The sequence below is a fragment of the Halomonas sp. hl-4 genome, assembly GCF_900215475.1.
Taxonomy (GTDB): domain Bacteria; phylum Pseudomonadota; class Gammaproteobacteria; order Pseudomonadales; family Halomonadaceae; genus Vreelandella.
Window position 1 is genome coordinate 1,332,383 of the sequence record NZ_LT907845.1, and the last position, 21,936, is coordinate 1,354,318.

Here is a 21,936-nt window from a genome sequence, read left to right on the forward strand (position 1 = left end):
TCATTTCAACCCCAATTTTCTTTGGAACTCAGAATTGGCACTAACAATCAAAAAGCTCTTTTTTGTCTTAGTTAAAAACTCTAAAAGCTCAGCCTTTTTATAATTGTTTAGCATCACATCCTTGATAACAACTCTTTTATGGCATGTTAAGCAAAAATGCTTTTTCTCACCTATTACAACACTAGTTATCTTGGCGCTAGAACTGTCATTGGAAAGCGTATTTTTTACGTCTTTTATAAGGCTCGAAAAGTCGGCTGGACTTATTACAGCATGCTTTGCGTTCATTATTAACGGTATGTATCTTCGACCATTACCCTCAAAAGTTTTCTCACTTTCCAAATTGTAACCGATTCTATAATATGCAAACATAACTAAGCGCGTAAAAGAAAACACATACCTGAGTAAAAATACTAAAAGTACTATGAGTGCTGGGTCATAAATATCGTGGTTAACTTGGTATGCAAGGGAAACTGCAGGCATTATTAACGTAGCTGAAGCTAGACCACTTATAAGCAAGCCTAGCTTAAAAGGCACCACTTCTTCAGACACGGCTTTATTAAAATAGCTTAATAAGAAAGCTAGTATTGAAACAGATATCACGACGCTTAATAATGCCACACCTGCCAAAAGCAAAGAAAAAAAAGACATCAGCATAACTGAAATACAAACCACAACGCTTGGTGGTATAAAAAGCAGGAAGAAGGTCCTAACAGCTAAAAAACTGTGCTGCTTATAACTATTTACAATAGAGTTTATCTCTTTTTTAACTCTAGCATTTCGATAACACAAATTTATAGTTCTTTTAAGATTATAATTTGTATTTTTTATCAATGAATACATCATAGATGACCAGATAAGGAAGAGTACTGATAAGAAAAGATATACATTAGGATTTATGTCAAACCAGCGCTCTAAAAATCCATTACCACCATTAATGAATGAAACTACACAAACAAAAGAAAAGGCATTCAATATGCTAGTTGCTGAATTTGTTAGGCCTAAGAAAAACGAAACTTTAAATGCTGGGATATAATTTAAACCTAGCGACTTTATTAATGTTAGCATTTTATTTTCTTATCTTTTCTAAAATTTTTAAGGTCGTAGCCTTCAAGCCATCCCGTTGGATACTAGCTATAACTTTATTGACTGATTTTTTTACCGTCCAATTATTCCTTTCATTTTGTTTGTACTTTACTTTCCCACTATTTAAATAACTAAATATCTTCACATAATCTCTATTAGTTTTTATATGTTTGTATGCATATATAAGCGACGGCAAGACTTTTCTTGGATGATGGTGGTTAAGATAATATTTCCTTCCCTCGGCAGATAAGCTCTGTCGATAAGATGGGTTATTAATTAAATATTCAAGTACAGTTTGTATGTTTTTTGGATCGGCAACCATCACAGGCTTTTCTAAAGGCAAATAATGACGTAAGTCGCTTCTAACATAAGAAACTACAGGTTTTCCTAATGCCATCGCTTCTACCGCTAAAACCCCAAACCAGCCAATCCTCAATTGATCTACAATTATATCTGCCTTCTTATATATTTCAATTGCTTCTTTATTGTTCAACTTTTCAACTAAAATGAATTCTATACTATACCCTTTGCTTTTCAAGGCTGTAATAGCTGACTCAATATAATCGGTGCCTTTAATTGCTCTATTTGAAGGAGCGTGGACTATCTTAATATGTGCTTGAGCAGCAGACGGATTTATGTCGGCCAAACTCAAGCTATCTTCATTTAAGTCTTTAATAACTCTAGGTACAATTATGGAGTGTGGCGCGTATGTTTGTAATTCTGGATCTACAACAAAAATTCTATCCGCGATGGCGTTAACAACCTCATAGAATTTTTTCTGCGACAATACATTATATTTTCCGAAAACGTTGTTCGGATTTTCTTGAATATAATTAAACTCATTATACTGAAAAACATTTTTTCGCCGGGCTTCTCCGCCACGATAGTGAAAAAACACTCTTTTATTCTCTAAACTTGCTACAAATAAATCTATCGCACTTGGGTAACTAAGCGCTTGATTATAAAAGAAAGTACGGCTGTGATAATGCAATACATCGTAATTTTTTATCACCTTTAAAAAATTATCAACACTTTCTTTGCCATATTTTTGTTCAGATTCGACTATATCATACTCATAGCCATAATCATGCTCCGAGATTACTAAGCTTTTGCTAAAAAGATTATAGTTTGATAACTCACTTGAGAGCGTGTTAGGTTGTCCAGCAGATATAGTGGGGAGTTGAAGCACTGATTTAACATCATGATTGCTAAATTTGTTTTTTTTGAAGTGCTCATAAATATCGATTATTTTAATTTCTTCTTTTTCCCAACAATAAGACTCAGATATGGCTTTTAATTTATTAGATAGTTGCGAGTGATTCGATATACATAGGTTAATAGCTTCACATAATGACTTTGGGTCACCATCTTTAAAAACAACTCCACATTGTTTTTCTTCCACAAAAGCTTCCATTGCCTCATTGTTACTAACGACAACAGGCACACCAGCACTTATATACTCAAACAGCTTGTTAGGCAGTGCTATTTCTGCATTTGGATATTTTCTTATCGGATGAATTCCAAAATCCGCAGTGCGTAAATATGATATGAGATTGTCATATTTAACGTAAGGTAAAAAATGCACTCTGTTGGTAATTTCTAATTCAAGAACTCTATTTTTAATTTTTTCTACATAGCTATTATTAGAATTAGTAATTATAGCAACATGTAAGCCTTTCAATTGATCCAAAGCTTCGATTATTAAATCAACGCCTCTGACCTCTTTTACATTGCCACAATAGACCCCAAGCCTTTCATCCTGTTTTAAACAGAGGTCACTTCTTACATCTTTATAAAACAATGGGTCAAAGGAAGATATCCGCGGAGAATTATGAATCACAATGGGTTTTTTATTGAGATCAAGGTCATGCTTAAGTTTACTAGACAAGGCTTCAGAAACGCAGGTTAAAGCATTGGGCCTTTTGATATATTTTTTTTCTTGTTCATAAAAAAAATTACGGGTGCTTATATCTAAATCGGTTAATCCAGACACATACTCATGGATATCATGAATCCATGACCACTTATAATCTGGCAACATATCAGTAATTTTTCCGCCTACTGATATACCAACCATATCATGTGTATGTAAGAAGTCGATTTTTTCATCTTCTATAAATTTTATAACAGACTGGCTAACTATATCGGTATATACACTATAATCAACTACTCCTTTTGGCTTCCACTCTATACCTTGCTCTATTAACTCGTGCTTCGGGTGTGGTAACAAGTATACAGGATAAGTATATCCTTCTATAACTTCTACTTTCTTTTTGGGGCCAATGCCTATTAAAAATAAATCAAAACCTTTCTTTTTTAGCGTATCTGCTGTTTTAATAACTCGTGAATCGCCAACTATTCCATTCGCAACAAACATACAAATCTTATGATTACTATTATCAATATAGCTTTCGTCAAACAAAAATTCCATAAACTACTTCCTCGAAAACTTTGGCTTAAAACTAATACTTAAAACTTAGTTTCTATAAATTTGCTAATTTTATCTGTCACAAAGTCAATATCATCTGCTTTAACATAAGGCCCAAAAGGCAAGGAAAGAACTTTATTTGCCGCCCGATCACCTATTTCTAAACAAGCTTTCTCATCAAATACTGGCTGTTTATTAAGCGGTATCGGATAGTGTACTGCCGTAGGTATATTATTTTCTTTTAGAAAGGATGCCAAACCATCTCTATCGTCAACTTTTATTGTATATTGGGCCCATGCACTTATATTATACTCATGCTTAAAGGGTGTTCCAATTTGTTCACTTTTAGCTAATCTCGAATTATACATATCAGCTGCTTTGTTTCTCGCAGCTATTTCATCAGGCAAGATCTCTAATTTCGGCAACAAAATTGATGCTTGTAATGTATCTAATCGACTATTTACACCGATGCGAATATGGTGATAACGCTTATCTTGACCATGCCGGGCAATCTGTCGCATCACCTTGGCAAGCTCATCGTCATTGGTGAAAATGGCTCCGCCATCACCATAACAACCTAAGGGCTTGCTTGGAAAAAAACTCGTTGTTGCAATAGTGCTTAAATTACAGGACTTCTTACCCTTATAAGATGCCCCAAAGCTTTGGGCTGCATCTTCAATAACAGGTATGCCGTACTTTTCTGCTATCGCATTAATTCTATCAAAATCAGCGCACTGCCCGTATAGGGATACAGGTATAATAGCTTTCGTTTTAGGTGTAATAGCTTCTTCAAGCTTATCAGGGTCTAAATTATATGTTTTCTCGTCAATATCAACATAAACAGGTTTAGCCCCAAGCAAGGCGACTGTTTCAGCTGTTGCTATATAGGTAAACCCTGGAGTAATAACCTCATCACCAGGACCAATGCCTAACGCCATTTGAGCTATCTGAAGCGCATCAGTACCGTTAGCAACGGTTATACAGTATTTTGACCCGGTAAATTCGGCAAGTTTTTGTTCAAGCTCGTCTACTTCCGGACCCAGAATGTACTTACCATGTGCCAACACTTTCTGGATGCTAGCGTCGATCTTGTCTTTGATTCGGGCTTGTTGGGCGGCCAGGTCGATGAACTGCATGTCTGATTAACCTTCGAATAAAGTGTTTTGCTAGGGCTATCTACTACTCAAGCTTTGGAGAGCTGCCCGCTTTTTAGCTGATACTTGGTACCTGTATGAGAGCAAACCGTTTCACCCTCCCCTCTAACAGGCAAATCCAACTGCTCACCAAACTCACTCATCCAGCCAATCTGCTTGGCTGGCACGCCTACCACCAGAGCATAGTCAGGTACGTCTTTATTAACGACTGCCCCTGCGCCGATGAAGGCATAGCGGCCAATAGTTACGCCACATACGATTGTACAATTGGCTCCCAGGCTAGCCCCTCGTCGGACGATGGTATCGAGGTACTCATCCTTCCGCTCAATCAGCGAGCGGGGGTTGTAGACGTTGGTGAACACCATGCTGGGACCACAAAATACGCCTTCTTCCAGGTGGACGTTGTCATATACCGAGACATTGTTCTGGATTTTGCAGTTGTCACCAATAGTGACTTTATTACCCACGAACACGCCTTGTCCCATTGAGACGTTTTGGCCTATTTTGGCGCCGCCGCATACGTGCACAAAGTGCCATACACGTGAGCCTTCACCAATTTGGGCACCTTCGTCGACAATAGCACTAGGATGAATGTTTACAGCCATTTTGAATCCTGCTCCATTGTTATTTTATGAGCTTATTTAAAAACGGGTGGCCCTCGTTGGGTTCTGGCTTCTCCGGCATGGCATTACGGATGACATTGACGGTTTCTACACAATGGCGGGCGTCTTCTATCCCGTAACCGCGGCCTGCCAGTATTTCCTGGTAGCTGATGGTATGCAGATCCGTAAAGCCACCGGAAAACTCGATCTGATCACCCTGACAGGTAATAGAACGGTAGGTAGGCTGCTTGCCTTTTACGCTGTCGGGTAAATCATTTGCATCAATTGAGAGGAACCAGGGCACCCGGGCTTTTTCGTATTCCAGGTAACCAGCGGCCTTATAGTCATTGGCATAGTGAAGCACGTTCTTCTGCAACTTACCGAAGATAAAGTGCAGCATATCGAAGAAGTGAACGCCGATATTGGTGGCTACACCGAATGACTTGCGCGGATCGCCTTTCCAGCTTTCCATGTACCACTTACCGCGAGAGGTGATATAGGTTAACTCCACCTCATACTTTTCCTGGCGGTTTTCGCTGGCTACCTTGTCTTTCAGGTCCAGAATTGCTTGGTGATGACGCAACTGCAGGATGTTGTAAACCCGCTTGCCCGTTTCCTTTTCAATCTGCGCCAGTTCGTCCAGCAGCTCCGGTGTCGGCACCAGCGGTTTTTCACAAATCACGTCACAACCCAAACGCAAGCCTGCTGCGATGTGGGCATGGTGAAGGTAATTCGGGGAGCAAACGGCCACATAATTCAGCGCGGTTTCAGGATTGCGCTTGAGCTGCCATGCGTGTTCCTGGAAGCGCTCGAATTCGGTAAAGAACTCACTGGCCGGAGAAATACTATCGATGATACCCACGGAGTCATTGGTGTCGTACGCAATGCTCAGGTGGTTATCGGTTTCTTTAATGGCTTTCATGTGGCGTGGGGCGATGTAGCCCGCTGCGCCGATAAGAGCAAAGTTCTTCATGGTTAACTTCCGTTTCAGATCAGGCTTTGATGACGTTGGCAGCTGGTTCACGGTATCTACCGCGACTATCGATAATCAGTTGAGCTTTGGACTTAATCAGGTCGTAGTCAAAATCAGTATGATCAGTGGCCAGCACGACGGCATCGTACTCTGCAAGTGACTCCGCCGTTAGCTCTACACTTGAGAGATCAAAGTGGTGCTCGCGCATTTTCGGGAAGACGGCCACGTGGGGGTCGCTGTAAGCTACCAGTGCGCCTTTAGCCTGCAAAAGCTCCATAATAGTGACGGAAGGTGATTCCCTCATGTCATCCACATTCTTTTTATAGGCAATGCCAAGCACCAGCACTTTGCTGTTCTTCAGTGGCTTGCCAGCGTCGTTAAGCCCATCCATCAGCTTATTGACGACGTATTCCGGCATAGCCTGATTGACCTCACCTGAAAGCTCGATAAAGCGAGTATGCAGGCCATATTCACGCGCTTTCCAGGTCAGGTAAAACGGATCAATGGGAATGCAGTGACCGCCTAGGCCCGGCCCCGGATAATAAGCGGTAAAACCGAACGGCTTGGTGGCCGCGGCGTCAATGACTTCGAATAAGTCGATGCCCATTCGGTCTGCTACGACTTTCATCTCGTTGACCAAGCCGATGTTGACTGCACGATGAATATTTTCCAGCAGCTTGGTCATTTCTGCCGCTTTAGTGGTGCTTACAGGAACAACCTGGTCAATGGCTTGTTCGTATAGCGCCATTCCGGCCTCAAGACAATGAGGCGTATGCCCACCCAACACCTTGGGTATTGTACGAGTCTCAAAATCTGGATTGCCGGGGTCTTCTCGCTCAGGTGAATAGACCAGGAAGATATTTTCCCCAACGGTGAGGGTTGCGTTCTGAACACGTGGGAGCAGTTCTTCTTCGGTAGTACCTGGATAGGTAGTACTCTCGAGCGAAATAACCTGACCTTCGCGGAAGTAAGGTTGGAGCGCTTCTGTCGTATCAACCACAAAGCTGATATCGGGCTCGCGGTACTTATTCAAAGGTGTAGGTACGCAGAGGATGAGAGCATCACACTCACTAGCACGGCCGAAATCCGTTGTGGCTTCAAAACCTGAGGTTGTTGCTTTTTTAATTTTATCTGAGTTTATATGTTCTATATAACTTTTACCTGAATTTAATGCATCGACTTTATCTTTATCTATATCGATGCCTAGAACGTTAAAGCCTATATCGTTATAGCGTAACATTAGTGGCAACCCGACATAGCCCAGGCCCACAATTCCAATGACTGCTTTCTTGTCGCCAAACAGTTCAATCAGTTTTTCTTTGTGACTCATGAAACTTCCTTTTAATTTCAAGATTTGCAATTTGCGATTTTTAGGCACGCTACCGCCCAGGGATATTCCGGACGCATTCCCATGCCCTAATGTAGATATATGCCACGTGTTGCGTCCCGCTATGCGGTCAGTAATCACTCACACACAAGGCAATTGAAAATTGATCGGCATGATACATTTTCTTAATGGCAGGCACCACGTAAACAAGCGCTGGGCTCTGTACCGCCAGAGGTGAACGATTGTAGCTGGCCTGATCGCTCGATAAGTCTGGCTCCTGCAACCACCTTTGGACTTTCATTCAGCTTCTAGCTTCCAGCCGCGAAGCGGCGCTCTTCCAGCTTCAAGCTTGCCCTGAAAGGGCGGCCCGGAGGGCTTCTTCCCACCGGCTATCACGCTGGCCACAGACGATAAAGAACGGGTTGAGCACGCTTTCCTGCTGGTTGCAGCGTAGCGGCTCTAGGATCTCAGCATTGAGCACCTCGCCACCGGCAGCGGTGACCACGGCCTGGGCGGCGGCGGTGTCCCATTCAGAGGTGGGAGCAAGCCTCGGATAAAGGTCGGCGTTGCCTTCGGCTACCAGGCACAGCTTGATGGAGCTGCCCATCGAGACGCACTCATGGGCAGGCAAGCCGCTGCAGAAGGCTTCAAAAACTTCAGCGCCGTGGCGGCGGCTACCCACCACCTTCCAGGGGGCCGTTTCGGGGTCAGGCAGTTCACGCACTTGAATATTGATGTAGATGCCCTGGGCGATCTTGAACACCTCACCGCCTACCTGCCCTACCCAGGTGGTTTGCAGCACCGGCGCGTAGACGATGCCGAATACCGGCACGCCATTTTCGATAAGCGCTACATTCAGGGTAAATTCGCCATTCTTGCTAACGAACTCCTTAGTGCCGTCCAACGGGTCGACCAGCCAATAGCGCTGCCAGGTTTGGCGAGTAGCAAACGGTATCTCGGCGGACTCTTCAGAGAGCACCGGCACACCAGGAGTGACCTCTTCTAGCAGTGCGATCAGCGCATGGTGTGCGGCCATATCGGCCTCAGTGAGCGGGCTGTGGTCGGCCTTGGTCTCGACCGAGAAATCCTGCTCATAAATCGCCATTACCTCACGCCCGGCGGCGTGTACGCCCTCAATCAGTCGGGCGCGTCGTTCATTCGTGATAAAAGCAGTCACAGAAGATCCTTAGGTAAAAGAAATAAGAAGGAAGAAGGAAGTATCTCTTACCTCTTACCTCTTACCTCTTACCTCTTACCTCTTACTTCTGACTTCTTACCTCTTCAGCCGCGCAGCGGCGTCTTCCTTCTTAGAACGGCCATATCAGCGGTACCAGGGCAATCACCGTGATAGCGACAATCGCGCTGAGCGGGGCGCCCAGGCGTAGGTAGTCGCTGAAACGATAGCCGCCGGGGCCGAGCACCATCAGGTTGGTTTGGTAGCCCAGCGGAGTCATAAAGCTGGCCGAGGCGGCAAACATAATGGCGATGGCAAAGGGTAGAAAATTCACGCCCAACTGGTCGGCCACCGAGACGGCAATCGGGAACATCAGCACGGCGGCGGCGTTGTTGGTGATCAGCTCGGTAAATACCACCGTCATGAGGTAGACCAGCGCCAGCGCGGCCCAGGGGGCAAGTGCTTCGGTCAGTAATAACCATTGGGCCACCTGGGTGGCGGCGCCGGTTTCGGTCATGCCTGCGCCTAAAGCAAACGAGGCGGCAATCACGATTAATACAGAAAGATCAACATAGCGCCGCGCTTTGCTCATGGGTACGCAGCGGGTTGCCAGCATGCCGCCCCCGGCCAGCAACGCGGCTTCTAAAATCGACAGTAGCCCGGTCGCGCTTAGCGCCACCATGCCTCCTAGTATGCAGAGGGCCATGGGGGCTTTGCGAAAATCCGGCGGCGTGGAGTCGTTCAAGCTACTCACGAGCAGAAAGTCTTTGCGATAACGGTACTGGTCGACGAAGTCGTGAGTGGTTTCCAGTAACAGGGTGTCGCCAACCTGTAGCGTTGCGGTGCCGAGCTTGCCGGGTAGGCTTTTGCCGTGCCGTGAGATGGACAGAATCACGGCTTGGTAGCGGGAGCGAAACCGCGAGTCTTTAACGCTTTGCCCAAGCCCGCCAAAATCCGGGCCGATGACCGCTTCCACCAGGCAGCGCCGGTGGTGGGCAATATCCAGCTTGTGAATATCGCCACTGGCGGGTTTTAGGCCATGAATGCGGCGTAGCTCTCGGGCGCATTCCGGCGCGCCAATAAACATGAGGACATCGCCCGGCTGCAGCACGGTCTCTTGCGGTACGTTGTTGAGCAATTCACCGTTGCGCTCAATATCCGCCAGGTAGCCGTTCGCCAAGCTGCGCAGGCCTGCCTCCGCGATGGTTTTACCCACCAGCGGCCCTTTGGCTTCTACCTCAACGTCAACCACGTATTCGCGGGCCTGCTCAAGCTGTTCTAAAACGCCTTGGCGATCCGGCAGTAGGCGATTGGTGAAAAAATACAGAAAAGTGCCGCCTACCAACACCAGTGGTACGCCCACCCACGCCAGTGAAAACATCGAGAGGCTGACGCCGCGCTCGCTTTGCAGCAGGCCATCCACCACCAGGTTGGTGCTGGTGCCAATCAAGGTGCAGGTGCCGCCGATAATCGCCGCGTAACTGAGCGGTAGCAACAGCTTGCCCGGTGGCAGTTTTAGCCGTGCCGCCCACTCTTGAATGGCGGGGATGAACATGGCCACCACGGTGGTGTTGTTCATAAACGCGCTTAGCCCGGCAGCGGGTAGCAATACGCGTAACTGTGCGTGACGAAGCTTTGAGGGTTGGCCTAACAATCGGTGGGCCAGCCATTGAATCGCCCCGGTTTCTTTTAGCCCTGCTGCTACCACGTAGAGCGTGGCAATGGTGATCACCCCTGGGTTGGAGAACCCTTGTAGCGCTTGCGCGGGGGTTAACGTACCGCTGATGACGAGGCATCCGAGGGCGGCCATCAAAATCGCATCTGGGGCAATTCGGGTAAGCGCGAGGGCGGCTAAGGTGGCAACCACCACCAAGAGGGTTAATATCGCCGCTACTTCCATGATGCTCCGTTTCTAAACCAGACTGTCTTATAAAGCGTCCAGGCACGCTACCGCCCGGGGATTGTTCCGGGCGCTTTCCCTTGCCCTCATCCTAATTAGCTTTTCGCCGACCATTACTGCGTTGGGTCACTGCGTTTTTGTTACAATGCGCGTTGGCCCCGAGTTAACTAACCCCGTGGGTTAACTCATTTGAACGCAAGGAGCGACATGAGCCTCAGTGATAGCCAACCTACTGCGCAATGCGCCCAATGGTACCTTATCCAATGTAAGGGGGGCGAGTCTTTCCGCGCTGCCGAACAGCTGGAAAATCAGGGCTATCATATCTTCCACCCGGTGCTGGGCGTTCAGCGAAAGCGGCGCAGCAAACTGGTGTGGGTCACCGAGCCGCTCTTCCCTCATTACCTCTTTATTAAGTTAGACCAAGTGGCGAGCAATTGGCGGCCGATTCGTTCTACGCGGGGGGTTTTAAAGCTGGTGACGTTTGGCGACCAGCCCGCCGTGGTGCCTGAGCACATTGTGGATACGCTGTGCCAGCATCTGATGGATAAAGATGCCACGCAGGAGGCGTATTTCTGTGTAGGCGATGCCGTGGAAGTCACCGAGGGGGCATTCAAAGGTCAGCTTGCCCAGCTTACCGAGTTAAAAGGCCAAGACCGCGCCCTGCTGCTGCTGACGTTATTAAACCGCCCCCAGCAGGTGGAAGTACCCATCGCGCATTTGCAGAAGCAGTGATGCCGTTAGATGGTCTGATCGCCCGACAAGTCGGGCTCCTACGGGGTTTGGGTGCGTGCACCGGGGTTCGTAGGAGCGCAATTCATTGCGCGATCAGCAGTGATCAAGGCGCCGAAGGTAATTCCTAGCAGATGGCCTTATCGCCCGACAAGTCGGGCTCTTACGGGGTTGGGTGCGTGTAGCGGGGTTCGTAGGAGCGCAATTCATTGCGCGATCAGAAATGATCAAGCCACCGCTGACTATCGCTTGTAGATGGCCTGATCGCCCGACAAGTCGGGCTCCTACAGGGGGTGGGTGCAGGCACCCACGTATGCGCATGGGGCTTCGTAGGAGCCCAATTCATTGGGCGATCAGCAGGGATCAAGGCGCCGAGGGTGAACGCTTGTAGACAGCCTGATCGCCCGACAAGCCGGGCTCCTACGGGGGTTGGGTGCAGGCACCCACGTATGCGCATGGGGCTTCGTAGGAGCCCAATTCATTGGGCGATCAGCAGGAATCAAGGCGCCGAGGGTGAACGCTTGTAGACAGCCTGATCGCCCGACAAGTCGGGCTCCTACGGGGGTTGGGTGCAGGCACCGGGGTTCGTAGGAGCGCAATTCATTGCGCGATCAGCAGGGATCAAGGCGCCGAGGGTGAACGCTTGTAGATAGCCTGATCGCCCGACAAGTCGGGCTCCTACGGGGTTGGGTGCGTGCACTGGGGTTCGTAGGAGCGCAATTCATTGCGCGATCAGCAGTGATCAAGGCGCCGAAGGTTATCGCTTGTAGATGGCCTGATCGCCCGACAAGTCGGGCTCCTACGGGGGCTGGGTGCACTCGTCATGCCGCGTCACTGCGTAACAACGGCCAAGCTCCTTGCTTCGATGCTTCCAATATAACAATTTCAATGATGGAGCCATCTTCTGCGTAGCTAATGTGCGTATTCCAATCTTGCGAAACTTCTTTTGCGATTGGCTTATCGGAGAGATGCACAACTAAAATATCATCCGCTTCATCATAGGTGGTTCGCATGTTTAGCCCTCCCACTGAAAATGGTGCATAACAGTTTTAACAATGAGCTTACCTTCTAGCACAACGGCAGCGCAGACCAAGTTGTCATTCCGCGACGAGAACATTTTGGCTATCCAGAGACGGCTATCATCTTTATATCGAATATGCCCTGTTTCGAGCAGCTCTCTCAATTGTGCTTCACTAATAGCGCGCTGCGCCATACGCTCTCGTGCATGTCGAGTTACATGAACATCCATGTCGAATCGCTGGCAATGCATCCAACAGCCCCCACAAAAATACTTCTTTAGGCTAGCACGAAAGTACCGCCATGAATTATACCTGTAGATGGCCTGATCGCCCGACAAGTCGGGCTCCTACAAGGGGCTGGGTGCATGCATTGGGGTTTCGTAGGAGCGCAATTTATTGCGCGATCAGCAGTGATCAAGGCGCCGAAGGTGATCGCTTGTAGATGGCCTGATCTCCCGAAAAGTCGGGCTCCTACGGGGTTAGGTGCATGAATTTGGTTTTGTTGTAAATTATAGGTGGGAATCCAGGGATGGGGGTGGGTTATGCCGCGTGGTCATGCGTTGCGCTTGGGTCGGCGTTGTATACCGGGGCATTATTATGTGGTGACGATAGTGACGGAGAATCGCCGGCCTGTTTTCCGTGATTTTTCGATGGGGTGCGCGGCGTCCCGTGCGTTTTATCATCCAAGCGTTCAGCGGCATGGGGTGACGTGGGCGTTTGTGGTGATGCCTGACCATGTGCATTGGTTAATGGCGTTAGAGGGTGATCTTTCGCAGGCGGTTAAGCTTTATAAATCGTACGTTTCGCTGGCGGCGGGTAGCCCGGTTTGGCAGCGAGGATTTCACGACCGGTTAATACGCGAGGAGGAAGGCGTGCGTGATAGCGCACGTTATATTGTGGCCAACCCGTTAAGGGCTGGGCTGGTTAATCAGATTGGCGATTACAGTTTTTGGGATGCCCGTTGGTTAACGCCGGATGCGGGAGACCAGGTGCTTGTTTAGCCATCGAAGATTGTCGCTGGTAGACGGCCTGATCGCCCGACAAGTCGGGCTCCTACGGGGTTAGGTGTATGCCCGGGGGTTCGTAGGAGCACAATTCATTGCGCGATCAGCAGTGATCAAGGCGCCGAAGGTTATCGCTTGTAGATGGCCTGATCGCCCGACAAGTCGGGCTCCTACGGGGCTGGGTGCATGCCCGGGGGTTCGTAGGAGCGCAATTCATTGGGCGATCAGCCGTGATCAAGGCGCCGAAGGTTATCGCTTGTAGATGGTCTGATCGCCCGACGAGTCGGGCTCTTACAAGGGGCTGGGTGCACTCGTCATGCCGCGTCACTGCGTAACAACGGCCAAGCTCCTTGCTTCGATGCTTCCAATATAACAATTTCAATGATGGAGCCATCTTCTGCGTAGCTAATGTGCGTATTCCAATCTTGCGAAACTTCTTTTGCGATTGGCTTATCGGAGAGATGCACAACTAAAATATCATCCGCTTCATCATAGGTGGTTCGCATGTTTAGCCCTCCCACTGAAAATGGTGCATAACAGTTTTAACAATGAGCTTACCTTCTAGCACAACGGCAGCGCAGACCAAGTTGTCATTCCGCGACGAGAACATTTTGGCTATCCAGAGACGGCTATCATCTTTATATCGAATATGCCCTGTTTCGAGCAGCTCTCTCAATTGTGCTTCACTAATAGCGCGCTGCGCCATACGCTCTCGTGCATGTCGAGTTACATGAACATCCATGTCGAATCGCTGGCAATGCATCCAACAGCCCCCACAAAAATACTTCTTTAGGCTAGCACGAAAGTACCGCCATGAATTATACCTGTAGACAATCTGATCGCTCCTATAGGGGCTGGGTGCGTGTATTGGGTTTTGTTGTAAATTATAGGTGGGAATCCAGGGATGGAGGTGGGTTATGCCGCGTGGTCATGCGTTGCGCCTGGGTCGGCGTTGTATACCGGGGCATTATTATGTGGTGACGATAGTGACGGATAATCGCCGGTCTGTTTTCCGTGATTTTTCGATGGGGTGCGCAGCGTCCCGTGCGTTTTATCATCCAAGCGTTCAGCGGCATGGGGTGACGTGGGCGTTTGTGGTGATGCCTGACCATGTGCATTGGTTAATGGCGTTAGAGGGTGACCTTTCGCAGGCGGTTAAGTTGTATAAATCGTACGTTTCGCTGGCGGCGGGTAGCCCGGTTTGGCAGCGAGGATTTCACGACCGGTTGATACGAGAGGAGGAAGGCGTGCGTGATAGCGCACGTTATATTGTGGCTAACCCGTTAAGGGCCGGGCTGGTTAACCAGATTGGCGATTACAGTTTTTGGGATGCCCGTTGGTTAACGCCGGATGCGGGAGACCAGGTGCTTGTGTGAGGGCTTATTAAGAGCCGAAGGTAATTAGCTGATAGATAGTCTGATCGCCCGACAAGTCGGGCTCCTACGGGGTTGAGTGCAGGCACGGGCAATCAGTGTGAAGCCAGCTCGTTAAAGAACGAGGGGTTTTCTTGAATGGTCGCGAGCACCTTCGCTGCCAGCCCTGTTGGGTTGCGACGCTTGGTCTCCCAACTTTTTATGGTGTCGACACTGGTGCCCATTGCGTCGGCGAACTCAGCTTGGGATACATGCAGTTTCGCCCGAATTGCTCTGACATCCGCCACTTCGTGGCGGGTCACTCGGCTGGCTTGAGTCTTACCCTTCTTGATCTCGACAGCTTCTTGCAGCGATGTGTTGAGTTCATCAAAAATACTCATCAAGAAACCTCCTCTTTTAACTGCTGGGTAAGTGTTTTGAGCGCGGCCTTTTCGGAAGTCGTCAAAGTGTCTTTTACATTTTTGGGATAAGCCAGTATCAGGTAAATGACCTCAGCGGTAGCCAAAAAGTAAATCACTCGCGCACCACCTCGTTTACCCTTATGCCCCAATGCCATACGAACCTTGCGCAGTCCCCCTGTACCTTGAATCAGGTCACCTTTGTCCGGCTGCGCAATGAGCGCTAATTGAAGCTCCTTTAACTCGTCGTCAGAGGCAATAGTGACGATTTGCCTAGTGAACGTAGACGTTTCAATAAACTCTATGGCGTGAGTCACCTTTATGGCTTTCCTCTGACTAGTATGCCTTATGGTGTACAAAGTACACGGCCAAAATCGAAATGTCGATATAATTAATATCTGCCAACAGAGTCATCGCCCTAATAAAGGCAGATGATGGCACTGTAGTTTATTGCTCGTAGATAGCCTGATCGCCCGACAAGTCGGGCTCCTACGGGTTTAGGTGCGTGCACCGGGGTTCGTAGGAGCGCAATTCATTGCGCGATCAGGTGGAGGCTTACTTATAAACGGGGAACTTGTTGCATACCGCGGCGGCTTTATCCAGCACCTCGGCTTCAATGGCGCTGGTGTCTTCGCCACTGGCGAGTACATCGAGGATGTCGCAGATCCAGCCTGCCAGGTCGCTGCACTCTTTTTCACCGAAGCCGCGTGTGGTCACGGCGGGTGTGCCGATGCGCAGGCCGGAGGTGACGAACGGGCTTTGCGGGTCGTTGGGCACCGCGTTTTTGTTGACGGTGATGTGCGCACGGCCAAGGGCGGCGTCGGCGTCTTTACCGGTCACGCCCTGCTTGATCAACGATAGCAGGAAGAGGTGGTCTTCGGTGCCGCCGGAGACGATGTCGTAGCCGCGATCCATGAACACTTTGGCCATGGCCTGGGCGTTCTTGACCACTTGCTGCTGGTAGGTCTTGAACTCAGGTGCCATAGCTTCTTTGAAGCAGACCGCCTTGGCGGCGATGACGTGCATCAGCGGGCCGCCCTGGCCGCCGGGGAAGACGGCAGACTGAAGCTTTTTCTCGATATCCGCGTCGTTTTCGGCGGAGAGAATCACGCCACTACGCGGGCCGCGTAGAGTTTTGTGCGTGGTAGAGGTAACCACGTGGGCGTGGGGCAAGGGGCTTGGGTAAACGCCCGCCGCCACCAGGCCGGAAACATGCGCCATATCGACCAACAAGTAAGCACCGACTTCGTCGGCGATCTCGCGGAACTTGGCCCAATCGACAATTTGCGAGTAGGCCGAGAAGCCCGCAATGATCATTTTAGGCTTGTGTTCACGCGCAAGCTGAGCGACTTGATCGTAGTCAATCAGGCCTTGCTCGTTGAGGCCGTACTGAATGGCGTTGTAGTGCTTGCCAGAGAAGTTGGGCTTGGCACCGTGGGTCAGGTGGCCGCCTGCATCCAGGCTCATGCCCAGGATGGTGTCGCCCGGCTTGACCAGCGCCTGGAAGACGGCGCTGTTGGCCTGTGAGCCAGAGTGCGGCTGCACGTTGACGTAGGTGGCGCCGAACAGCTCTTTGGCGTAATCGATGGCGAGGTTTTCGGCGATGTCGACGAATTCGCAGCCGCCGTAGTAGCGCTTGCCTGGGTAGCCTTCGGCGTATTTGTTGGTCAGCTGGCTGCCTTGGGCTTCCAGTACGCGGGGGCTGGCGTAGTTTTCGGAGGCAATGAGTTCAATGTGGGCTTCCTGGCGCGCCACTTCTTTCTGCATAGCGTCAAACAGCACATCATCGAATCCGGCAATTGTCATATCGCGGCTGAACATCGGCGGGGAACCTCGTACGAAGGGTCGGTCATGAAAGAGTAGGCGGCTATGATACCTCAGCCGAGCGCGAGTTTCATCGCATCCGCGTCAGGATGCAGATGAATCGCGCTCATGTGGCGATGTTGCTTTCGGTTGCCTGTAGCCGGCCTGATCGCCCTGTAGGAGCCCAATTCATTGAGCGATCAGCAATGATCGAGCCCCCGAAGGTTATCGCCCGACAAGTCGGGCTCTTACAAGGGCTGGGAGCTACGCCTCGCCTAGTAACCCCAAACTTGCCGCAGGCGCTTGGCGGCGCAGGCTACGGGAGAGGCTGTGGCCGATGACGCCGATGAGCAGCGCGCCGCCGATGGGTAGCGCAAGCCATAGCTCGGGGTGCGGGCGTGGCGGTAAATCCAGCAGGTAGAGATACAGCGCAGCGGTGGCAATTTCAGCCAGGGCCGCGCCCAGTAGCCCGCTGGCAAAGCCGAGCAGCGCAAACTCGGCGCCTTGGACCCGCGAGATCATCGTCTGCCCTGCCCCGAACACGCGCAGCAGGCCGCTTTCGTGGGCGCGCACTGGCCGGCTGGCGGTCAGTGCGGCGTAGAGCACACTCACCCCGGCCAGCAGCACGAGTATCAATACCAGCTCGACCGCTCGGGTGACTTGGGTGAGCACATCGCGTACTTGGCCTAAAATCGCCTCCACGTTGAGCAGCGAAACGCCGGGGAAGTCTTGCACCAGCTGATTGACCAGGCTTTGTTCTTCCTCTGGTAGATAGAACGCGGTGATATAGCTATGGCCGAATGACTCCAACACTTCCGGCGGGAAGATCACGAAGAAGTTGGGCCGGAAGGAGTCCCAGTTGAGGCTGCGCAAGCTGGTGATCTCGGTGGTGATTTCGTCGCTGCCCACGGCAAAGGTGAGCTGGTCGCCAAGCGTCAGCCCTAGCCGCTCGGCCAGGCCGTCCTCCATAGAAATTGGCACCGGTGCGGCTTGGGCGGTGGCGTCTACCTCATTCATCCAATCCTGCTGTTGGTCAGCGCCCTCTTCATTATTTGCAAACCATTCACCGGCGACGATCTCGTTGCCTTCTGGCACCTCGGCCTGCCAGGTCAGGTTCAGCTCACGGCGCAGGGAGTTATCCCCCCGCGCGTCAGGGCGTACCGCCTCACGCGGGTCCTGGTCATTGATCGAGACCACCCGCCCGCGCACCATGGGGTACAGCTCGCTTTGCGCTTCGGCACGCGGGCTGACCACGTCTTCAAAGGCGTCGCGCTCACCGGGTTGAATATTGATGGCAAAATAGTTGGGCGTGTCGTCAGGCAGTTGGTCCTGCCAGGTGCTGAGCAGGTCGCCACGCACCAGGACGATCATCGCCATGGCAAAGAAGGTCACCGAGAACGCCATCATTTGGCCGAGGCCCGCCTGCCGACGCCGCCCTAGCTGACGGCCGCCCAGGCGCAACGCTTGCGACCAGGGGCCTTTGCCCGACAGCGCCTGCACGCCGCGCAACACACCACTCAGCAGCAGCGCGCTCACGCCCCACAACACGCCGAGCATGGCGGCCCCGCCAACCAGCAGGGCCAATGCCAGCGGCAGGCTGCCGGAATACAGCCATAGCAGGCCGCCGAACACTAGGCTTGCCACGCTGACCACCAGCCACGCAGACGGCGGTAGCGGGTCCAGCTCGCGGCGCAGTACTTTGAGGGCGCTCACGCGCTTGATGCGTAACAGCGTGGGCCCGGCAAAGCCGACCAACACCGCCAGCGCGGTGAGCACGCCCAGGCCCAGGGGCATAATGCCCGGGGGCGGTAAGGTCATGGGCAGGAAGCTGGCCAGCAGCCACAGCAGTAGCGCTTGGCCTGCGAGCCCCAACACGGCACCGATCAACGAGGCGACTAGCGCCAAGCCGAGCAGTTGGATGGAGAAAATCACCACCAGTTGGTGTTGGCTGGCCCCAAAACAGCGCAGCAGCGCGGCGGTGTCCAGGTGGCGCTCAACGTAACGCCGGGTCGACATGGCCACGGCCACGCCCGCCAGCAATACCGCAGCCAGCCCGGCAAGGCCGAGATAGCTTTCAGCGCGCTCCAGAGCGTTGCCCAGTTGGGGCTGGTCGACGCGTACGTCGCTGACTTCCACGCCGTCGCGACGCAGTTCATTCAACAGGCCCTGCACCTCATCCATCGCCTGGGGCGGCCCGGCGGCGAGGATTTCAAATTCGACCCGCGAGCCCTCTTGCACCAGCCCGGTGGCGTCAAGGTCGGCGGTATTGAGCATCAGCCGTGGATTAAAATTGCCGAATCCACCGGACTGGTCGGCTTCGCGTTCGATAATGCCGCTGATGGTCAGCTCGGTCTGGCCGACCTGAACACTGTCGCCTATCTCAATGTCGATTAACTGCGCCAAGCGCGGGTCGGCCCAGGCCTCGCCGGGGGACGGGCCAGAGGCGATTTGCTCGCTGCCTTCGCCTCGGTCGACCCGCGAGCTGCCGTAGTGCGGATAAACGTCATCGACTGCCTTGAGGCTGGCGGGCTGGAAGCGGTCGTCGCGGCTGATCATCGAGACAAGATCAACCTGGTCGCTCAGGGTGAAACCGGCATCTTCCAGTTGAGTGCGTAGCTCATCGCTGAACGGGTCGCGCTGTTCCAGCACCACGTCGCCGCCGAGCATCTGGCTGGCTTGCCGCTCAAGGCCACGGTCCAGCCGGTCGAGGAAAAACGCGATCATGGTCGACGCCGCTACGGCGAGCGTCAGCGCTACAAACAGCGCGCGCACATCGGCAGCGCGTAAGTCGCGCTTCAAACTTCGCAGGGCCAAGCGAGCGTTGAGGTTGCTCATGCATGGCCCTCTTGGTTTACCCGGTTGTCGTTGGCGAGTGTATCGCTTGCGAGTGTGTGGGGGTCGAACGCCTCAAGATGGCCATCGATGAGCCGCAGGCAGCGGTCGCAGCGGCGCGCCAGGGCATGGTCGTGGGTGACCAGGATCAGCGTGGTGCCTGCCTGGTGGTTGAGGGTGAATAGCAGATCAATAATTTGCGCGCCGGTGTCTGGGTCCAGGTTGCCGGTGGGCTCGTCGGCGAACACCAGTTCAGGGTCGGTGACAAACGCCCGGGCAATCGCTACGCGCTGTTGCTCGCCGCCGGAGAGCTGTTTGGGCAGGTGGCCCTGGCGTTCGCCGAGCCCTACGCGGCCAAGCCACTGGGCGGCGGTGTCGGTTTCGCCCGCGCGGGGCGAAAGCTCCAATGGCAGTAGCACGTTTTCCAGCGCACTCAGCGTCGGCAACAACTGGAAGTTTTGGAACACAAAGCCGACGCGGCCCGCTCGCAGCGAGGCGCGGCCGTCTTCATCTAACCGGCTGAGCGGATGGCCAAACAGGCTCAGCTCACCGTCGGTGGGCGTATCCAGCCCTGCCAGCAGGCCTAGCAAGGTGGATTTACCCGCCCCGCTTTTGCCCAAAATAGCCACACTCTCACCCGCTGCCACGCTCATCGAAAGGTCGTGTAAGATAGTTAACGTGCGCTCGCCGCTGGTAACACTTTTGGTTAAGCGTTCTGCATGAAGCACGCGCTGACCGCCCTTGTTGGCGGTAGGTTCAGGTGAGTCAAATGAGGAGTAAGACATGAAGCGTGGCATCCTTGTAGCTTGGCGAGAACATTACCGCATACTAACCCTGTGGCTGGGGGTGCTGATAGCCACCTTTACTGCATCGCCAGTCAACGCTGAGACCGTCAACCGAGACGCAGACACGGGGTCTACCGTGTTGGTCATGGGCGATAGCCTAAGCGCGGCTTATAACATTGAGCGCGATGAAAGTTGGGTAGCCCTGCTTGAAGAACGTTTGCAGGGGGATGCCAACGTCGTCAATGCCAGCATCAGCGGGGAGACCACCTCGGGTGGTGTGCAGCGTTTTGATGAACTGCTAGGACAGCATGAACCTGATATTATTCTGCTCGAGCTGGGTGGCAACGATGGGCTGCGCGGGCTTGCGCCACAGCAAATGCAGGCCAATCTAGCGGCGATGATTGAGGCTAGCCAGGAGGCGGATGCGGACGTGTTATTGTTAGGCATCGATATCCCGCCTAACTACGGCGATGCCTATCGCGAGGCGTTTACCACCGTGTATCACAATCTCGCCGATGAGTACGACGTCGCGTTAGTGCCGTTTTTGCTGGAAGGTGTGGCCACCGATGATGCCTTGATGCAGAACGATGGCATTCACCCTACCGCCGAGGCCCAGCCGATTATTTTGGAAAATGTGTGGGAAACGTTGGAAGAGATGGTGGCCCAGTAAATGAGAGTCACGCGGCGGCAACTACTCGCCGGGCTGGGTGCCGGTATGCTGTGCCTGTTCATTGGCGCGCCCTCGCCTGCGTCGGCGTTTAACCCTGAGCGGGTGCGGGAAAAGATGCGGCAGGCCCATGGCGACAGTGGCGTAGCGCTGATTGACGACTGGCTTGCCATGATCGAACGGCTGAGAGATGCCCGCCTGGGCGACCAGTTGAGAGAAGTAAATGACTTCTTCAACCGCAAAGTGCGGTGGCGTGACGACATCGACATTTGGGGCCAGGAAGATTACTGGGCTACCCCACTGGAGATGCTCGGCAAGCGAGAAGGCGACTGCGAAGATTACTCAATTGCCAAGTACATCACGCTCAAAGAACTGGGCGTGCCCGGCAATAAATTGCGCATGATATATGTCCGCGCGCGCATCGGCCGTTCGCAGCGCACCCAGGCCCACATGGTGCTGGGGTATTACCAAACGTCAGCCTCTGAGCCCTTACTGCTGGATAACATTATTCCTTCTATCCGGCCGGCTTCAGAACGGGATGACTTGGATCCTGTATTCAGTTTCAACAGTAGTGGTTTATGGGCCGGGGGCTCGCGGGAGTCTCGGGCTGACCCCTTAGCGCGGCTTTCACGCTGGCAAAGCGTGGTGGACCGTATGCGCGATCAAGGATTTATATAAGGAGATA

At 51.8% G+C, this 21,936-nt stretch carries 22 protein-coding genes; 5 read left to right on the forward strand and 17 right to left on the reverse strand.

What is annotated here, in order from left to right; all coding sequences use genetic code 11:
* From CPH17_RS19890 to CPH17_RS06480, 8 genes are all read right to left on the reverse strand, one after another.
* Complete coding sequence (locus CPH17_RS19890) at window positions 1–1,065, reverse strand: hypothetical protein (RefSeq protein ID WP_157742946.1); 1,065 nt, start codon at window positions 1,063–1,065, stop codon at window positions 1–3.
* A gap of 1 nt (window position 1,066) precedes the next feature.
* Complete coding sequence (locus CPH17_RS06450; RefSeq protein ID WP_096298685.1) at window positions 1,067–3,514, reverse strand: glycosyltransferase family 4 protein; 2,448 nt, start codon at window positions 3,512–3,514, stop codon at window positions 1,067–1,069.
* 38 nt (window positions 3,515–3,552) lie between these two features.
* Window positions 3,553–4,647, reverse strand: coding sequence for a DegT/DnrJ/EryC1/StrS family aminotransferase (locus tag CPH17_RS06455; protein WP_096298687.1), 1,095 nt, complete (start codon window positions 4,645–4,647; stop codon window positions 3,553–3,555).
* 47 nt (window positions 4,648–4,694) lie between these two features.
* Window positions 4,695–5,270 carry an acyltransferase gene (locus tag CPH17_RS06460; protein ID WP_074397001.1) on the reverse strand — a complete coding sequence of 192 codons (576 nt, stop codon included), beginning with the start codon at window positions 5,268–5,270 and terminating at the stop codon, window positions 4,695–4,697.
* 19 nt (window positions 5,271–5,289) lie between these two features.
* Complete coding sequence (locus CPH17_RS06465) at window positions 5,290–6,240, reverse strand: Gfo/Idh/MocA family oxidoreductase (protein WP_074397002.1); 951 nt, start codon at window positions 6,238–6,240, stop codon at window positions 5,290–5,292.
* Window positions 6,241–6,259: 19 nt separating this feature from the next.
* Window positions 6,260–7,570, reverse strand: a complete 1,311-nt coding sequence (gene wbpA, locus CPH17_RS06470; RefSeq protein WP_074397003.1) for a UDP-N-acetyl-D-glucosamine 6-dehydrogenase — start codon at window positions 7,568–7,570, stop codon at window positions 6,260–6,262.
* Between the two features lie 340 nt (window positions 7,571–7,910).
* A complete protein-coding gene (cysQ, locus tag CPH17_RS06475) occupies window positions 7,911–8,744 on the reverse strand; it encodes a 3'(2'),5'-bisphosphate nucleotidase CysQ (protein ID WP_096298689.1) in 834 nt (277 codons plus the stop codon).
* Between the two features lie 130 nt (window positions 8,745–8,874).
* Window positions 8,875–10,641: an SLC13 family permease gene (locus CPH17_RS06480; RefSeq protein ID WP_074397005.1), complete on the reverse strand. Its 1,767-nt coding sequence runs from the start codon at window positions 10,639–10,641 to the stop codon at window positions 8,875–8,877.
* Between the two features lie 207 nt (window positions 10,642–10,848).
* Between CPH17_RS06480 and rfaH the strand changes: the two genes are divergently transcribed.
* Entirely contained in the window at window positions 10,849–11,373 is a 525-nt protein-coding gene (rfaH, locus tag CPH17_RS06485; RefSeq protein ID WP_074397006.1) for a transcription/translation regulatory transformer protein RfaH, read from the forward strand.
* Between the two features lie 818 nt (window positions 11,374–12,191).
* On the opposite strand, the gene CPH17_RS06490 is transcribed toward rfaH, so the two are convergent.
* Together CPH17_RS06490 and CPH17_RS06495 are read right to left on the reverse strand one after the other, a co-directional pair.
* A complete protein-coding gene (locus CPH17_RS06490; protein ID WP_074397007.1) occupies window positions 12,192–12,383 on the reverse strand; it encodes a DUF2283 domain-containing protein in 192 nt (63 codons plus the stop codon).
* Between the two features lie 2 nt (window positions 12,384–12,385).
* On the reverse strand, window positions 12,386–12,640 hold the full coding sequence (locus CPH17_RS06495; RefSeq protein ID WP_082934255.1) for a DUF4258 domain-containing protein: 255 nt from the start codon (window positions 12,638–12,640) through the stop codon (window positions 12,386–12,388).
* Between the two features lie 291 nt (window positions 12,641–12,931).
* On the opposite strand from CPH17_RS06495, the gene CPH17_RS06500 reads away from it, so the two are divergent.
* The gene (locus tag CPH17_RS06500) at window positions 12,932–13,390 is read left to right on the forward strand and encodes an REP-associated tyrosine transposase (protein WP_096298691.1); all 459 of its coding nucleotides are present in this window, start codon (window positions 12,932–12,934) and stop codon (window positions 13,388–13,390) included.
* 317 nt (window positions 13,391–13,707) lie between these two features.
* Here CPH17_RS06500 and CPH17_RS06505 read toward each other — a convergent pair whose 3' ends face one another.
* Both CPH17_RS06505 and CPH17_RS06510 read right to left on the reverse strand, forming a co-directional pair.
* A complete protein-coding gene (locus tag CPH17_RS06505; RefSeq protein WP_074397007.1) occupies window positions 13,708–13,899 on the reverse strand; it encodes a DUF2283 domain-containing protein in 192 nt (63 codons plus the stop codon).
* Between the two features lie 2 nt (window positions 13,900–13,901).
* Complete coding sequence (locus CPH17_RS06510; RefSeq protein WP_082934255.1) at window positions 13,902–14,156, reverse strand: DUF4258 domain-containing protein; 255 nt, start codon at window positions 14,154–14,156, stop codon at window positions 13,902–13,904.
* A 154-nt stretch (window positions 14,157–14,310) separates the two neighbouring features.
* On the opposite strand from CPH17_RS06510, the gene CPH17_RS06515 reads away from it, so the two are divergent.
* Window positions 14,311–14,769: an REP-associated tyrosine transposase gene (locus CPH17_RS06515; RefSeq protein ID WP_074397008.1), complete on the forward strand. Its 459-nt coding sequence runs from the start codon at window positions 14,311–14,313 to the stop codon at window positions 14,767–14,769.
* Between the two features lie 92 nt (window positions 14,770–14,861).
* On the opposite strand, the gene nadS is transcribed toward CPH17_RS06515, so the two are convergent.
* The 5 genes from nadS to CPH17_RS06540 all read right to left on the reverse strand — a co-directional run bounded on the left by nadS (window position 14,862) and on the right by CPH17_RS06540 (window position 20,584).
* On the reverse strand, window positions 14,862–15,146 hold the full coding sequence (gene nadS, locus CPH17_RS06520; protein ID WP_074397009.1) for a NadS family protein: 285 nt from the start codon (window positions 15,144–15,146) through the stop codon (window positions 14,862–14,864).
* The gene (locus tag CPH17_RS06525; RefSeq protein WP_074397010.1) at window positions 15,146–15,481 is read right to left on the reverse strand and encodes a type II toxin-antitoxin system RelE/ParE family toxin; all 336 of its coding nucleotides are present in this window, start codon (window positions 15,479–15,481) and stop codon (window positions 15,146–15,148) included. Before CPH17_RS06525 ends, nadS begins: the two co-directional genes overlap by 1 nt.
* A gap of 238 nt (window positions 15,482–15,719) precedes the next feature.
* Entirely contained in the window at window positions 15,720–16,985 is a 1,266-nt protein-coding gene (glyA, locus tag CPH17_RS06530; RefSeq protein WP_096298693.1) for a serine hydroxymethyltransferase, read from the reverse strand.
* 246 nt (window positions 16,986–17,231) lie between these two features.
* Entirely contained in the window at window positions 17,232–19,802 is a 2,571-nt protein-coding gene (locus tag CPH17_RS06535; RefSeq protein ID WP_096298695.1) for an ABC transporter permease, read from the reverse strand.
* Window positions 19,799–20,584 carry an ABC transporter ATP-binding protein gene (locus tag CPH17_RS06540; RefSeq protein WP_096298698.1) on the reverse strand — a complete coding sequence of 262 codons (786 nt, stop codon included), beginning with the start codon at window positions 20,582–20,584 and terminating at the stop codon, window positions 19,799–19,801. The genes CPH17_RS06535 and CPH17_RS06540 overlap by 4 nt, the downstream gene beginning before the upstream one ends.
* Between CPH17_RS06540 and CPH17_RS06545 the strand changes: the two genes are divergently transcribed.
* Both CPH17_RS06545 and CPH17_RS06550 read left to right on the forward strand, forming a co-directional pair.
* The gene (locus tag CPH17_RS06545) at window positions 20,583–21,254 is read left to right on the forward strand and encodes an arylesterase (protein ID WP_096298700.1); all 672 of its coding nucleotides are present in this window, start codon (window positions 20,583–20,585) and stop codon (window positions 21,252–21,254) included. The two genes, CPH17_RS06540 and CPH17_RS06545, sit on opposite strands and share 2 nt — an antisense overlap.
* Window positions 21,255–21,929: a transglutaminase-like cysteine peptidase gene (locus CPH17_RS06550; protein ID WP_074397015.1), complete on the forward strand. Its 675-nt coding sequence runs from the start codon at window positions 21,255–21,257 to the stop codon at window positions 21,927–21,929. It abuts the gene before it with no gap.
* The last annotated feature ends 7 nt before the right edge of the window (window positions 21,930–21,936 follow it).